The 13,876-nt window shown below is 72.2% G+C and carries 14 protein-coding genes; 3 read left to right on the top strand and 11 right to left on the bottom strand.

What is annotated here, in order from left to right; genetic code table 11:
- Positions 1-18 precede the first annotated feature (18 nt).
- Both rpmI and infC read right to left on the bottom strand, forming a co-directional pair.
- Positions 19-213: a 50S ribosomal protein L35 gene (rpmI, locus tag AC0L6F_RS16455; protein ID WP_259611657.1), complete on the bottom strand. Its 195-nt coding sequence runs from the start codon at positions 211-213 to the stop codon at positions 19-21.
- Positions 214-281: 68 nt separating this feature from the next.
- Complete coding sequence (infC, locus tag AC0L6F_RS16450) at positions 282-944, bottom strand: translation initiation factor IF-3 (protein WP_473540026.1); 663 nt, start codon at positions 942-944, stop codon at positions 282-284.
- Positions 945-1,144: 200 nt separating this feature from the next.
- Between infC and AC0L6F_RS16445 the strand changes: the two genes are divergently transcribed.
- Complete coding sequence (locus AC0L6F_RS16445) at positions 1,145-1,540, top strand: DUF1844 domain-containing protein (RefSeq protein WP_274637596.1); 396 nt, start codon at positions 1,145-1,147, stop codon at positions 1,538-1,540.
- Between the two features lie 9 nt (positions 1,541-1,549).
- On the opposite strand, the gene AC0L6F_RS16440 is transcribed toward AC0L6F_RS16445, so the two are convergent.
- The 6 genes from AC0L6F_RS16440 to AC0L6F_RS16415 are packed head-to-tail and all read right to left on the bottom strand — an operon-like array spanning position 1,550 to position 5,837.
- The gene (locus AC0L6F_RS16440; RefSeq protein WP_274637595.1) at positions 1,550-2,332 is read right to left on the bottom strand and encodes an SseB family protein; all 783 of its coding nucleotides are present in this window, start codon (positions 2,330-2,332) and stop codon (positions 1,550-1,552) included.
- Positions 2,316-3,065, bottom strand: coding sequence for a bifunctional 1-(5-phosphoribosyl)-5-((5-phosphoribosylamino)methylideneamino)imidazole-4-carboxamide isomerase/phosphoribosylanthranilate isomerase PriA (gene priA / locus AC0L6F_RS16435; RefSeq protein ID WP_274637594.1), 750 nt, complete (start codon positions 3,063-3,065; stop codon positions 2,316-2,318). Before priA ends, AC0L6F_RS16440 begins: the two co-directional genes overlap by 17 nt.
- A 4-nt stretch (positions 3,066-3,069) precedes the next feature.
- The gene (gene hisH / locus AC0L6F_RS16430; RefSeq protein ID WP_259611655.1) at positions 3,070-3,723 is read right to left on the bottom strand and encodes an imidazole glycerol phosphate synthase subunit HisH; all 654 of its coding nucleotides are present in this window, start codon (positions 3,721-3,723) and stop codon (positions 3,070-3,072) included.
- The gene (gene hisB / locus AC0L6F_RS16425) at positions 3,720-4,331 is read right to left on the bottom strand and encodes an imidazoleglycerol-phosphate dehydratase HisB (protein WP_259611654.1); all 612 of its coding nucleotides are present in this window, start codon (positions 4,329-4,331) and stop codon (positions 3,720-3,722) included. The genes hisH and hisB overlap by 4 nt, the downstream gene beginning before the upstream one ends.
- The gene (locus tag AC0L6F_RS16420) at positions 4,328-5,422 is read right to left on the bottom strand and encodes a histidinol-phosphate transaminase (RefSeq protein ID WP_473538701.1); all 1,095 of its coding nucleotides are present in this window, start codon (positions 5,420-5,422) and stop codon (positions 4,328-4,330) included. Before AC0L6F_RS16420 ends, hisB begins: the two co-directional genes overlap by 4 nt.
- 31 nt (positions 5,423-5,453) lie before the next feature.
- Complete coding sequence (locus tag AC0L6F_RS16415) at positions 5,454-5,837, bottom strand: LysM peptidoglycan-binding domain-containing protein (protein WP_259611653.1); 384 nt, start codon at positions 5,835-5,837, stop codon at positions 5,454-5,456.
- A 255-nt stretch (positions 5,838-6,092) separates the two neighbouring features.
- Between AC0L6F_RS16415 and lexA the strand changes: the two genes are divergently transcribed.
- Entirely contained in the window at positions 6,093-6,785 is a 693-nt protein-coding gene (lexA, locus tag AC0L6F_RS16410; protein ID WP_274637592.1) for a transcriptional repressor LexA, read from the top strand.
- Positions 6,786-6,847: 62 nt separating this feature from the next.
- Here lexA and metE read toward each other — a convergent pair whose 3' ends face one another.
- Together metE and AC0L6F_RS16400 are read right to left on the bottom strand one after the other, a co-directional pair.
- On the bottom strand, positions 6,848-9,181 hold the full coding sequence (gene metE, locus AC0L6F_RS16405) for a 5-methyltetrahydropteroyltriglutamate--homocysteine S-methyltransferase (RefSeq protein ID WP_473538699.1): 2,334 nt from the start codon (positions 9,179-9,181) through the stop codon (positions 6,848-6,850).
- Positions 9,178-10,182, bottom strand: a complete 1,005-nt coding sequence (locus AC0L6F_RS16400) for a methylenetetrahydrofolate reductase (protein WP_274637590.1) — start codon at positions 10,180-10,182, stop codon at positions 9,178-9,180. Before AC0L6F_RS16400 ends, metE begins: the two co-directional genes overlap by 4 nt.
- A gap of 275 nt (positions 10,183-10,457) precedes the next feature.
- Between AC0L6F_RS16400 and AC0L6F_RS16395 the strand changes: the two genes are divergently transcribed.
- On the top strand, positions 10,458-12,359 hold the full coding sequence (locus AC0L6F_RS16395; RefSeq protein ID WP_473538697.1) for a S9 family peptidase: 1,902 nt from the start codon (positions 10,458-10,460) through the stop codon (positions 12,357-12,359).
- Between the two features lie 17 nt (positions 12,360-12,376).
- On the opposite strand, the gene hflX is transcribed toward AC0L6F_RS16395, so the two are convergent.
- Entirely contained in the window at positions 12,377-13,873 is a 1,497-nt protein-coding gene (gene hflX / locus AC0L6F_RS16390; RefSeq protein ID WP_473538696.1) for a GTPase HflX, read from the bottom strand.
- Positions 13,874-13,876: the final 3 nt, after the last annotated feature.

The raw sequence follows: 13,876 nt of genomic DNA, 5'->3' as shown, positions 1-13,876 counted from the left end.
ATCGTGCGTCGGCGCGCGTCAGCGCCCGAGAAGCTTCTTGATGTTCTTCGCGTTCGCGGGCGAGATGGCCTCGTCCTTGTTGAGCCGACGCGTGCGACGGCTGGACTTCACCTCGAGGTTGTGGCGCATGCCCGACTGCTGCTTCATGATCTTTCCGCTCCCGGTGACCTTGAAGCGCTTCTTGGCGCTCGAGTTCGTCTTCTGCTTCGGCATCTTCTCTTCCTTCGTGGTGCATCCCGCGATGCGGGAATGGTCATCCCGCGTCGCGGGAGCTTGGGGGCCTATTCGGCGTCTGCCGCGGCGGCTTCCGACGTGCCGGGCGTCCCGGCCTTGGCTTCGCGGGCGGCGGCCTTGTGGGCGGCGCGCTGCGCGTTCTGCTCGGTCTTGACCTCGGACTTGTTCTTGTGCGGAGCGATCACCATGACCATGTTCCGCCCGTCGATGCGCGGGGTCGACTCGACGGTGCCGAGCTCGGCGACGTCCTCGGCGAACCGACGGAGCAGGCGGACGCCGAGCTCCGGACGCGACTGCTCACGGCCGCGGAACAGGATCATCGCCTTGACCTTGTCGCCGGCCTCGAGGAACCCCTCGGCGCGCTTGAGCTTGGTGGTGTAATCGTGCGCCTCGATCTTCAGGCGGAACCGCACCTCTTTGAGGATGGTGTTGGCCTGATTGCGCCGGGCCTCCTTGGCCTTCTGCGCAGCCTCGTACTTGAACTTCCCGAAGTCCATGATCTTGACGACGGGAGGCTTCGAATTGGGCGCAACCTCGACCAGATCGAGGTCGGCCTCCTGTGCCAGTCGCTGCGCGACCTGGATGGCGACGACGCCGACCTGCTCACCGTTGGGTCCGACGAGACGGACCTCGGGGACGCGGATGCGCTCGTTGGTGCGGGGATCGCTGATGCGGAACTCCTCTTTCGTGCGGTGGAATGGCTTCGCAATGCTGATGCATCGCGGTGAAATCGGCCCACTCCACCCGCACGGCGCCTACGCACCGGCTCTCGCACCCGGACAACCGCCTCGCGGCGGCGGAGTGCTCTCGACCCGGTAGCCTGGAACGGCAAGCGCGGGTGGGATGTGATCCTCTTTCATTCCGGAGCAGAACGCTCCGGAGCCCGCCCAAGTTTAGCAGAGAGTACGACGTGAACACGATTCCGGACGAGTTCGAGCGGGATGCCGCGCGCCAGGCCCAGTGGGAAGAGCAGGAGCAGCGCGCCTCAGCGGCGACCCGCGACATCGCCGACGTGCCCGCCGTGGAGATCATCACCACCGCGGCCGTGCACCTGATGAGCGCCGCCGCGGTCAAACTCGGCCTGGCCGACGACCCCGACGCCCAGCTCGATCTGGATGAGGCGCGCAAGCTCATCAACGCCCTGGCGGGGCTCATCACCGCCGGCTCGCCCGAGATCAGCAGCGCCCACGCCGCTCCCCTGCGGGATGGCCTGCGTTCGCTGCAGCTCGCGTTCCGCGAGGCCTCCACCGTGCCCGACCCGATCGGCCAGGGTCCGGGCGAGAAGTGGACCGGACCGGTCTCCTGATCCGCCCGCTCAGCGGGTGAGCTTGACGCTGAGCGAGTCCACCAGGGTGGCGATCCGGTCGTCGGCGGCCCAGCGCTGCGCGAGGCGGGCGAGCACGGCATCCAGCGCCTCGCGGTCGAGTCCGTCGATCAGCCGCAGCCGCACCACGAGCTCCGGGCCGCGCAGTCGGCCGTCCGGGTCGCCGGGGGCCACCTCGAGGTCGATGACGTTCAGCTCGCGGGCCACGCTGGCCTGCAGGGCCGTGAACACGTCGGGGCTGCGATAGCTGGGCTCCCACGGCTGCTGCTGCGCGATGGCCCACACCGCGGGGCGCCGCAGCACGTGCTCGGTGTGCGAGCCGGGGTCGATCACGATCAGATCGGTGTCGTCGTCCACCGCCGCCAGAGCCGTGCGCACGCCCTCGGCCGGCACCGGCCGGGCCGCTGCATCCCACCGCTGCATCGCCCCGACAGAGGAGAACACCGGCAGCACCCGGCGGCCGTCAGGGGCGGCCACGGTCACGATGGACAGCTCCTGCGTCTTGTCGACGGTCAGACCCGTCGGCCCGACCCCCTCGTCGCCCTTCTCGGCGACCAGCGGGATCAGCAGCCGCGCGGTGCGGTAGGCCTCCACGACCGCGACCGGGTCGCCGGCGCCCTCCGCGCAGGCGGTGAGGGCTGCCAGCAGCGCCGGATCGGCCGAGCCGTCGTCGCCGGAGTGCGGATTGGCCTGGAAGCTGCGGCCGGCCCACGGCACGCCGGCCGAGTCGGTCGCGTGCGGGTCGTGGGCGCAGCCGTCAGTCTCTGGCGACATCCAGCGCCTCGGCGAGGGTGAACGCCCCGGAGTACAGCGCCTTGCCGACGATGGCTCCTTCTATGCCCAGCGGGACGAGCGCGCGCAGCGCGATGATGTCGTCCAGGCTCGACACCCCGCCCGAGGCGACCACCGGCTTCGGCGTCCGTTCGGCGATCTGCCGCAGCAGCTCGAGGTTCGGCCCGCGCAGGGTGCCGTCCTTGGTCACGTCGGTGACGACGTAGCGGCTGCATCCGGCGTCCTCGAGGCGGTCCAGGACGGTCCAGAGGTCGCCGCCCTCCCGGGTCCAGCCGCGTGCGGCCAGGGTGGTGCCGCGCACGTCCAGCCCGACCGCGATCGCATCGCCGTACCGGCCGATCACGTCGGCCGCCCACTCCGGGTTCTCCAGCGCGGCGGTGCCGAGGTTGATGCGGGTGGCACCGGATTCGAGCGCGGCGTGCAGCGACGCATCGTCGCGGATGCCGCCGGACAGCTCGACCTGCACGCCCCGGACCTGCTTGATCACCTTGCGCAGCACTCCGGCGTTGCTGCCGCGGCCGAATGCCGCGTCCAGGTCGACGAGATGGATCCAGTCGGCTCCCTGCCGGGCCCACTCCAGCGCGGCCTCGACCGGGTCGCCGTAGTCCGTCTCGCTGCCCGCCTCTCCCTGGGTGAGGCGGACCGCCTTGCCGTCGGCCACGTCGACGGCAGGAAGGAGGGTCAGTTCGGGTGTGGCTGCGAAATCACTGGGCACGAGGTCACACAGTAGCCCGGGGCAGGCCGTCGATCCAATTGGACAGCAGGCGGATGCCGGCGGCTCCGGATTTCTCCGGGTGGAACTGGGTGGCCGACAGCGGCCCGTTCTCGACCGCGGCCAGGAACCGGCCGCTGCCGTAGGTGCACCAGGTCAGGGCCGGGGCGGGGAACGGCGCCTGCGTCTGCAGCGACCATTGCGCGGCGGCGTAGGAGTGGACGAAATAGAAGCGCTCCCGCTCGATCCCCGCGAACAGGCGGCTGCCGGCATCCGGCGCGACGGTGTTCCACCCCATGTGCGGCAGGACCGGGGCATCCAGCTCAGTGACCGCGCCCGGCCACTCGCCCAGGCCCTCGGTGTCCACCCCGCGCTCGACGCCGAGCTCGAACAGCACCTGCATGCCGACGCAGATGCCCAGCACCGGCAGGCCCCCGGCCAGCCGGCGGTCGATCAGCTCGTCGCCGCGGATGGCGCGCAGCGCGGCCATCACCGCGGCGAATGCGCCGACGCCGGGGACGACCAGTCCGTCGGCGTCCCGCGCCAGACCGCGGTCGGCGGTCAGCCGCGCATCCGCGCCGGCGGCCTCGAGCGCCTTGACCGCGGAGTGGACGTTGCCCGAGCCGTAATCCAGGACCGCCACGAGAGGGCGAGCGGTCACAGCGCGCCCTTGGTGCTGGGGATGCCGTCCACCTGCGGGTCGAGCGCCTTGGCCTGGCGGAACGCGCGCGCGAAGGCCTTGAACTCGGCCTCGGCGATGTGGTGCGGATCGCGGCCGGCGAGCACGCGCACGTGCGTGGTCAATCCCGCGTGGAACGAGATCGCCTCGAATGCGTGGCGGACCAGCGAGCCGGTGAAGTGCCCGCCGATCAGGTGCAGCTCGAAGCCGGCCGGCTCGCCGTCGTGCACGAGGTACGGGCGCCCGCTGATGTCCACGACCGCCTGGGCGAGCGCCTCGTCGAGGGGCACGAGCGCATCGCCGTAGCGCGAGATGCCGCTCTTGTCGCCGAGCGCCTCGCGGATGGCCTGGCCGAGCACGATCGAGATATCTTCGACGGTGTGGTGCACGTCGATGTCGGTGTCGCCGGAGGCGCGCACGGTGAGGTCGGTCAGCGAGTGCTTCGCGAACGCCGTCAGCAGGTGGTCGAAGAACGGGACGCTGGTGTCGATGCGGGATGCGCCGGCGCCGTCCAGATCGAGCACGAGCTCGACCGTCGACTCGCTCGTGGTGCGGGTCCGCGAGGCGGTGCGGGAGGCGGCGCTGGTCATGACGCCGAGTCTACCGAGGCCAGCGCATCCAGGAACGCGCTGGTCTCGTCCTCGGTGCCGGCTGTGACGCGCAGGCAGTGCGGCAGCCCGATGTCGCGGATGAGCACGCCGCGCTCGTAGAGGGCCCGCCAGGTCGCACCCGGGTCCTCGACGCCGGAGAAGAGGACGAAATTCGTCCAGGACTCGTACGGGTCATAGCCGAGCGCCGGCAGAGTGGCCGAGATCCGATCGCGCTGGACGACGATGTCGTCGACCGTGGCCAGCATGGTCTCGGCGTGGCGCAGGGCGGCGGATGCTGCGGCCTGGGTGAGCGCGCTCAGGTGATACGGAAGCCGGACCAGACGCAGGGCGTCGATCACGGCGGCGTCGGCGGCGAGGTAGCCGACACGCGCACCCGCGAACGCGAACGCCTTGCTCATCGTGCGCGAGACCGCCATCCGCGGTCGATCGGCCACCATCGTCAGCGCCGAGCGCTCCTCGCGCGGCGCGAACTCCCAATACGCCTCGTCGACGATCACCATGCCCGTGGTCGCCTCGTACACGGCTTCGATCACATCCAGCGGCAGCGGCGTGCCGGTCGGGTTGTTCGGTGCGCACAGCATCACCACGTCGGGCTGCGCCTGCGCCACCTGCGCCGCGGCCGATGCGGCGTCGATGGTGAAGTCGTGACCGCGCTCGCCCGCCACCCACTGCCCGCCGGTGGCACGGGTCAGCAGCGGGTACATCGAGTACGTCGGGGCGAACCCGAACACCGTCCGGCCCGGTCCGGCGAACGCCTGCAGCAGGTGCTGCAGGACCTCGTTCGACCCGTTGGCCGCCCAGATCTGATCCCGCGTCAGCCCGTGACCCAGGTACTCGGCGAACTGCTCGCGCAGCACCGTGAACTCGCGATCCGGGTACCGGTTGACGTCCCGCAGCGCGAGGGCGACGGCATCCAGGATGTCGTCGGACACCTCTTTCGGAACCGGATGCGTGTTCTCGTTGACGTTCAGGGCGACCGGCAGAGGCGCCTGCGGGGCGCCGTACGGTGTCAGTCCGCGCAGATCGTCGCGTATCGGCAGGTCTTCCAGACGGGGGCTCACGCGTCCCATCGTAGAGCGCGCGCCGCGGGCGCCCGGCGGGTCACTTCGCCGGCGCGTACTCGGTCGGGATCGACAGTCGATCGCCCGGCGCGACCGTGACGCCGTCCAGCGCGTTCAGGCGCACGATCCCGTCGACGACGTCCCGGGGGTCGGCCTGCGGCGCCACCGTCTGCGCGATCGACCACAGCGTGTCGCCGGCGCTGACGGTCACGATCGCGAACGACCCCGCCGCGGCCCCGGTGTCGCGCGAGGCGAGCGCCGATCCGCCGCTGAGCGCCGCCATGCCGATCGCCGCGGCGACCGGCAGCGCCACCAGGGCGGCCAGCACACGGCGACCGCGTGCGGTGAGTCGCAGGCGGGTGGCCGCGTGGGCCGTGCTGTGCGGCGTGATCCCTGCCGTGCTGGCGATGCCGATGGTGCTCATGCGTTCCTCCGAGTGATGGGGAGAGGTTCGGCGCCGACCCTCGGCCGGGAGGACCGGTGCCGAACTTCTCTTCCGAATCTAGTTTCGATGTTGTAAACTGTCAAGCGGACTCTTCCCCGAATCGACTCGAAGGGCGACACGCGACGGCGTTGCCCTCGATCCGGTTCGGGAACGGATACCGTTTCGATGAGGCCACCCCATCACCGACCTCCGACATTCGAAGACGCTGCCTCGGCGGCAAGAACGGGAGCTGACATGACCGATGCATCGCACGACGCGGGTCCCAAGCCGCGCCGACAGACGCGCCGACGCAAGAGCCTGAGCGAGAAGCAGATGGCGATCCTCGAGGTCATCCAGCGCTCGATCGCCCGCTACGGGTATCCGCCGAGCATGCGCGAGATCGGCGACGCGGTCGGCCTGAAGTCGCTGTCCAGCGTGACCCACCAGCTGAACCAGCTCGAGCTGAGCGGCTACCTGCGACGCGACGCCGGCAAGACGCGCGCCATGGAGGTGCTGATCGACCTGCCCGGTTCGGGCACCGAGAATCCCGCCGACACCGCCCCGGCGGTCGGCGACGCCGCCCTCGTCCCGCTGGTCGGGCACATCGCGGCGGGGGTGCCGATCACCGCCGAGCAGCAGGTGGAGGAGATCTTCCCCCTCCCCCGCCAGCTCGTGGGCAAGGGCGACCTGTTCATGCTCAAGGTGCAGGGCGAGTCGATGATCGACGCCGCCATCTGCGACCGCGACTGGGTGGTCGTGCGGTCGCAGGCGACGGCCGAGAACGGCGACATCGTCGCGGCGATGCTGGACGGCGAGGCGACGGTGAAGACGTTCCGGCAGCGCGACGGTCACACCTGGCTGCTCCCCCGCAACTCGGCGTTCGAGCCGATCCTGGGCGACGACGCCGTCGTGCTGGGCAAGGTCGTCGCCGTCCTGCGCGCGGTCTGATCCGCAGACGCGGTTCCGGGCCGGGCGCGATCGCCCCGACCCGGAACCGCGTCGTCACGGCATCAGGCCGGCACGCCGACCTCCAGCCCGAGGCGCACCCGTCGGGTGGCCTCGACCAGGTTGTGCAGCGATGCGACCGTCTCCGGGTAGGCACGCGTCTTCAGGCCGCAGTCCGGGTTCACCCAGATCTGCCGCAGCCCGAGCTCGGCGGCCGCTCGCTCCAGCAGCCGGGTGATCTCCCTCACGCGGGGCACCCGCGGCGAGTGGATGTCGTACACACCGGGTCCCACGCCCCGCTCGAAGCCGGCGGCGGCGATGTCGCCGACGACCTCCCCACCGCTGCGGGCCGCCTCGATCGAGGTGACGTCGGCATCCAGCGCGGCGATCGCGTCGATCACCTCGGTGAACTCCGAATAGCACAGGTGAGTGTGCACCTGCGTGGCCGGGACGACGCCCGCGGTGGCCAGACGGAACGCGTTGACCGACCAGTCCAGGTAGGCCTGCTGGCCGACCCTCTTCAGCGGCAGCAGCTCGCGCAGCGCGGGCTCGTCGACCTGGACGATCCGCAGTCCCGCCGCCTCGAGCTCGGCGATCTCGTCCCGCAGCGCGAGCGCGACCTGGTTCGCGGTCTCACCCAGCGGCTGGTCGTCGCGGACGAACGACCAGGCCAGGATCGTCACCGGGCCGGTGAGCATGCCCTTGACCGGCTTGTCCGTCAGCGCCTGCGCGAACGCCGACCACGGCACGGTGATGGGCGCCGGGCGGGACACGTCGCCCCAGAGGATCGAGGGTCGCGTGGCGCGCGTGCCGTAGGACTGCACCCATCCGTTGCGGGTCACGGCGAATCCGTCGAGGTTCTCGGCGAAGTACTGCACCATGTCGCTGCGCTCGGGTTCGCCGTGCACCAGCACGTCCAGCCCCAGCTCCTCCTGCAGCCCGATCACGGTGGTGATCTCCAGCCGCAGCAGCTGCTCGTACTCGGCGGTGGAGATCTCCCCCTTCGCATGCGCGGCGCGCGTGCGGCGCAGCTCGTCGGTCTGCGGGAACGAGCCGATCGTCGTGGTCGGCAGCGGCGGCAGGTCCAGTGCGGCATCCTGCGCCGCCTCGCGGGCCCCGTGATCGCCGCGGACGAAGGCGTCGGCGCTCAGCGCAGCCGCGCGCACCCGCACCGCCCCGTCGCGGACCCCGGGTGCGCTGCGCCGGTCGGCGAGGGCGGCGGATGCGGCATCCAGCGCCTCGTCGATGGCCGCGCGTCCGCGCTCCAGTCCGGTCGCCAGCGTGGCGACCTGCCGCACCTTCTGGTCGGCGAACGCGAGCCAGGACGCGAGCCGCGGGGCGAGATCGGCCTCGTCCGCGACGTCGTGCGGCACGTGCTGAAGCGAGGTGGATGTCCCGGCCGTGACGTGTCCGGCGCCGAGGCGCCGCAGCCGCTCCAGCGTGTCCCATGCGGCGGCCAGATCGCCGCGCCAGACGTTGCGACCGTCGATCACCCCGCCCACGAGGGTCTTCTCGCCCAGGCCGACCGCGGGCTCCGGCACGTCACCGCGCACCAGGTCGAGCGCGATGGCCTCGATCGGCGCGGCGGCCAACGCGCGCCATGCCTCGGCGCTCGGCTGCGCATAGCCGGCGGCCACCAGCAGCGACGGTCGATCGCCGCCGCCGCCCAGCACGTCGTAGGCGCGCCGGGCAGCCGCCGCCAGGCGCGACGCGTCCACCGGGAGGCTCTCGCTGACCAGTGCCGGCTCGTCCAGCTGCACCCATTCGGCACCCGCGGCCCTCAGTGCGGCGAGCAGGTCGACGTACACCGGGAGCAGGTCTTCGAGCCGGTCCAGCGGGGTGAAGCCGGCGGGCGTAGGGGCCGCCGGCGCCTTCGACAGCGCCAGCAGGGTGACCGGGCCGACGACGACCGGACGGACCGTGATGCCGTCCGCACGCGCCTCGGCGATCTGCCGCACCAGCCGGTCGTCGTCCAGCACGAAGGCGGTATCGGGTCCGATCTCGGGCACCAGATAGTGGTAGTTCGTGTCGAACCACTTGGTCATCTCCAGCGGCGCGCGCTCCCGGTCGCCGCGGGCCGCGGCGAAGTACGCGCCGAGTCCGATGGTGCCGTCCGGCTCGCGCAGCGCGGCGAAGCGCTCCGGGAGCGCCCCGACGGTCACCGCCGCATCGAGCACCTGGTCGTAGAACGAGAACGACTCGGGGATGGACGAGTCGTCGGCGCCGAGCCCGAGGTCGACCAGACGTCGACGCGTGCCGCGGCGCAGCGCCGCGGCGATCCGCTCGAGCTCGGCCTCGTCGATCCGCCCGGCCCAGTGCGCCTCCACGGCGTGCTTGAGCTCACGGCGGCGGCCGATGCGGGGGTAGCCCAGGATGGTTCCCTGCGGGAAAGCGGTCATCGTACGGTCTCCTTGTCGGTGGTGGTCAGGATGCCGGCCTCGCGGAGGACCGCGAGGACCGTGTCATGGCTGTTGAAGGCGTACAGGTGCACGCCGGGGGCGCCGCCGGCGACGACCTCGGCGGCCAGCCGCGCGGCGTAGCCGATCCCGAACGCCCGCCGGGCCGCGGCATCCGGTTCGATCTGCAGTCCGATGGACAGCTCGGCGGGGACGTCCTGGCCGGTCAGCTCGAGCACCCGGTGCAGGCGGGACGGCGCGGTGATCGGCATGATGCCGGGCAGGATCGGCAGGGTCACGCCCGCGCTCCGGCACCGGTCGACGAAGCCGAGGTAGTCGTCGGCGTGGAAGAAGAGCTGGGTGATCGCGAACGTCGCCCCGGCGGCCTGCTTGGCCAGCAGCGCGTCGATGTGCTCGCGCGGGTGCCGCGAGCGCGGGTGCCCGTGCGGGAACGCGGCCACCGCGGTCTGGACCGGCTCCGGGCGATCGAGCCGGGCCGCGCCCGGCAGCCCCGCCAGCGGCGTCTCGGCGTACGGTGCGCGCTCGGCCTGCACCCGGTCGATCAGCTGCACGAGCTGTGCCGCGCTGTCCAGATCGCCGAGGAAGCGGTCACCCTCGGTCGCGCCGTCCGGCGGGTCGCCGCGCAGGGCGAGGAAGCTGCGGATGCCGGCGTCCAGGAACTCGCGGATGAGCCGGGCCGCACCCGCATACGTGTTGCCGACGCAGGTCAGGTGCGCCAGCGGCTCGACCGCGGTGTGCGCACGCAGATGCCGGAGCAGGGCGAGCGAGCGGCCACCGTGCGACCCTCCGGCGCCGTAGGTGACGGAGATGAAGCGCGGCCCGGCTGCGGCGAGGTGCCGGATGGTCTCGTGCAGCGCGGGCGTGGCCTCCGGCATCCGCGGCGGGTACAGCTCGAACGAGAACGGGAGCGTGCCGCGTTCGCGGAAAGCGCCGCTCCCCTCGGGAAGGTCGGCGCCGCGCGGGAGGTCGTCGGCGAGGGACATGACGGGGTCCTGTTCGGTGGCAAGGGCGGTGGCCGGGCGGCCGCGGTCCAGCGCGGGAGTGCGCTGTGTGTTCGCGGGCGGGTGCCGGGCTCGGCTGTCGCTCCTGCCCGGGAGGACCGGGCGTCGATGCGACCACGGTAGGGCCATCCGGCAGCGTCGACACCGGGTGTGACGCACTGTTTCGAGGTCCATATCGACGAAGGGATACGACCGTAGGCAGGCCCGCGGGCGCCGTTCGGCGGGCCGGCACCAGCCCCGCAGACTAGCGTGGGAGGATGCCCTCCACGCTCCCCTACGGCACCTGGCCCTCCCCGATCACGGCCGAGCTGGCGGCATCCTCCGCCCCGCGGATCGACGGCGCGCAGTTCGTCGGCGACGACATCTGGTGGGGCGCGTCCGTCCCCGCCGAGGGTGGGCGGATGACCGTGCACTCACGTCGCTCCGGCGTGCTGCTGCCCGCGCCGTGGAACGTGGGATCCCGCGTGCACGAGTACGGCGGCGGGGCGTGGGCCGCGACCGCGGACGGACGCCTCTTCTTCGTGGAGAGGAGCGATCAGGCCGTGTGGGAGCTGGCCGGCGGCCAGTCCCGGCGCCTCACTCCGGACGGTCGCGGCGAGCGCTACGGCGGACTGACCGTGCAGCACGACCGGCTGCTGGCGATCCGCGAGACCCATGCCGGAGCGGGCGTCCCGGTGCGCGACATCGTCGAGATCACGACCGGCGAGACGCCCATCATCGGCTCGCTGGCCTCGGGCAGCGACTTCGTCGCCCACCCGGCGCTGTCACCGGACGGCAGCCGTCTCGCCTGGATCGCGTGGGACCACCCCGACATGCCGTGGGACCGCACCCGGCTGCAGGTGCGGCGGCTGTCGGATGGCGACTCCCCGTCCGGTGCGACGGTGGCCGCCGGCGCGTCGGCGGTGCTGCAGCCGGAGTGGCTGGGCGCGGACGAGCTGCTGTACGCCGACGATGTCACCGGCCGCTGGAATCTCTGGCGGATCCGGGTCTCGGGCGGTGCCGAGCCCCGGCCGGTCGCACCCGCCGACGCCGACACCGGCGGGCCGCTGTGGGTGCTGGGCACGCGCTGGTTCCGCCCGCTGGCGGACGGACGCGTGGTCGCGATCCGCACGAACGGCGGCGACGAGGTCGTGATCCTCGATCCGGGCTCCGGGAGCGCCGAACGGGTGGGGGTGGACGCCACCGCGAACGCCTCGATCGAGGATGCGCACGGGTCCCGCGTGCTCCTCACCGCGGCCGGGCTGACCGGCCCGCCAGCGGTCTGGCTCGTGGATGTCGAGGATCCGGCTGGCGCCGAGCGGATCAGCGGCGGCGCCTCATCCTGGGATGCCGAGTGGAACCCGGTGCCCCGGGCGGCGACGTTCGACGGCCCGCACGGACCGGTGCACGCCTTCGATTACCCGCCGACCCACCCCGACGTCACGGCGCCGACCGGAGAGCGGCCGCCGTACGTCGTGTTCGTGCACGGCGGGCCGACCGCGCACACGGCGGCCGCGGCATCCGCGCGCATCGCGTTCTACACCAGCCGCGGCATCGGCGTGCTGGACGTGAACTATGGCGGCTCCACCGGATACGGCCGGGCATACCGGGAGCGGCTGCGCGGGCAGTGGGGCGTGGTCGACGTGGACGACGTGGCCGCGGCGGCCGCGGGCCTGGCCGCGGCGGGACGGGCGGATGCCGCGCGCCTGGCGATCGAGGGCGGTTCCGCCGGCGGATGGACGGTGCTGGCGGCACTGACGAACACGGACGTGTTCGCCGCGGGGATCTCTCGCTACGGCGTGGGCGACGCCCGGACGCTGGCCACCGACACGCACGACTTCGAGTCCCGCTACCTGGACGGTCTGATCGGGCCGCTTCCGGCCGCCGAGGGGCTGTACCTGGAGCGGTCGCCGCTGTCGCACCCGGAGCGTTTCCGGGTGCCGGTGCTGCTGCTGCAGGGCGCCGACGACCCGGTGGTCCCGCCGGCCCAGTCCGAGGCGATCCGCGACGCGCTGGCGGCCCGCGGCATCCCGCATGCCTACGTCGTCTACCCCGGCGAGGGGCACGGGTTCCGCCGCTCCGAGACCGTGGTGGACGCCATGAAGACGTCACTGGCCTTCTTGGGGGCCGTCTTCGGCTTCACCCCGGCCGACGGGGAGCCGCTGACGCTCAGCCGGTGACGCTCCTTCGGTGACGCTCAGTCGGTGACGGCGTACGCGGCGAGCTGTGCCGCCAGCTGCGCGCCCACCCGGGCGTGCACGAGCGTGCCGGCGGCCTCGTGCCGCTGCTCGAGGATGATCCCCGACTCGTGCACCGCCGAGATGAGGTCGCCGCGGTCATAGGGCACGAGTGCCGTGATCTCCTCCGCCGGCAGCGGCAGGGCGTCCTCGATCGTCTGGCGCAGCTGCGCGATCCCCTCGCCGGTCCGGCTGGAGACGAACAGCGCCGTCGGCTCGAGTCCGCGCAGCACCAGGCGGGTGTCGTCGCCGACCAGATCCGCCTTGTTGAAGACGACGATCTCGCGGATGTCGCGGCCCCCGACATCCCCGATCACATCGCGCACCGTCGCCAGCTGCGCGGCGGGGTCGGGGTGGGCGGCATCGACCACGTGGACGATGACGTCCGAGTCGGCCACCTCTTCGAGGGTGGAGCGGAAGGCCTCGACCAGCTGATGCGGCAGGTTGCGCACGAACCCGACGGTATCGGTGAGCGTGTACACCCGGCCGTCGGCGGCCTGAGCGCGGCGGACGGTCGCATCCAGCGTGGCGAACAGCGCGTTCTCGACGAGCACGCCGGCGCTGGTCAGGCGATTCAGCAGGCTCGACTTGCCGGCGTTCGTGTACCCGGCGATCGCCACCGAGGGCACGGTGTGCCGCTTGCGCTCGGCCCGCTTGGCCGCGCGTGCCGGACCGAAGTCCTTGATCTGACGGCGCAGCTGCGCCATCCGGGTGCGGATGCGACGCCGATCCAGTTCGATCTTCGTCTCACCGGGCCCGCGGGAGCCCATCCCGGCGCCGCCGGCGCCGACCTGTCCGCCGGCCTGGCGGCTCATCGAGTCGCCCCAGCCGCGCAGGCGCGGCAGCAGGTACTCGAGCTGGGCCAGTTCGACCTGCGCCTTGCCCTCACGGCTCTTCGCGTGCTGGCTGAAGATGTCCAGGATGACGGTCGTGCGGTCGATGACCTTGACCTTCACGACATCCTCGAGCGCGCGCCGCTGGCTCGGCGCGAGTTCGGTGTCGGCGATCACGGTGTCGGCACCGAGGGCGAGGACCATGCCCCGCAGCTCTTCGGCCTTCCCCCGCCCGACGTACGTCGCCGGGTCGGGATGCGGGCGTCGCTGCATCACACCGTCGAGGACGATGGCCCCCGCCGTCTCGGCGAGCGCCGCGAGCTCGCGCAGCGAGTTCTCGGCATCCTCCTGGGCACCCTGGGGGTGCACGCCGACGAGCACGACGTTCTCCAGTCGCAGCTGCCGGTACTCGACCTCGGTGACGTCCTCGAGCTCGGTGGACAGGCCCGGCACGCGTCGCAGGGCGGCGCGCTCCTCACGGTCCCACTGCTCCCCGTCGACACCGGTCCCGGACGCGGTCTCGTCGCTCTGCAGCGCCTGGGCGCTGCCGAAAACGCGCACGCCGGAGTGCGTGTCCGCGCGTGCCAGCACGCGGTCCACGGGGTCGGTCGGGCTCTCATCCATTCG

The sequence above is a fragment of the Microbacterium sp. G2-16M genome (assembly GCF_055809115.1).
Note: the sequence above shows the minus strand (reverse complement) of the source record. Positions and strands in the feature narration are given on the sequence as shown.

Excerpts from the sequence above, each read along its gene's own strand:
- rpmI (WP_259611657.1), bottom strand. The coding sequence starts at position 213 with ATGCCGAAGCAGAAGACGAACTCGAGCGCCAAGAAGCGCTTCAAGGTC.
- AC0L6F_RS16440 (WP_274637595.1), bottom strand. The coding sequence starts at position 2,332 with ATGTCGCCAGAGACTGACGGCTGCGCCCACGACCCGCACGCGACCGAC.
- hisB (WP_259611654.1), bottom strand. The coding sequence starts at position 4,331 with ATGACCAGCGCCGCCTCCCGCACCGCCTCGCGGACCCGCACCACGAGC.
- AC0L6F_RS16420 (WP_473538701.1), bottom strand. The coding sequence starts at position 5,422 with ATGGGACGCGTGAGCCCCCGTCTGGAAGACCTGCCGATACGCGACGAT.
- AC0L6F_RS16415 (WP_259611653.1), bottom strand. The coding sequence starts at position 5,837 with ATGAGCACCATCGGCATCGCCAGCACGGCAGGGATCACGCCGCACAGC.
- lexA (WP_274637592.1), top strand. The coding sequence starts at position 6,093 with ATGACCGATGCATCGCACGACGCGGGTCCCAAGCCGCGCCGACAGACG.
- metE (WP_473538699.1), bottom strand. The coding sequence starts at position 9,181 with ATGACCGCTTTCCCGCAGGGAACCATCCTGGGCTACCCCCGCATCGGC.
- AC0L6F_RS16400 (WP_274637590.1), bottom strand. The coding sequence starts at position 10,182 with ATGTCCCTCGCCGACGACCTCCCGCGCGGCGCCGACCTTCCCGAGGGG.
- AC0L6F_RS16395 (WP_473538697.1), top strand. The coding sequence starts at position 10,458 with ATGCCCTCCACGCTCCCCTACGGCACCTGGCCCTCCCCGATCACGGCC.
- hflX (WP_473538696.1), bottom strand. The coding sequence starts at position 13,873 with ATGGATGAGAGCCCGACCGACCCCGTGGACCGCGTGCTGGCACGCGCG.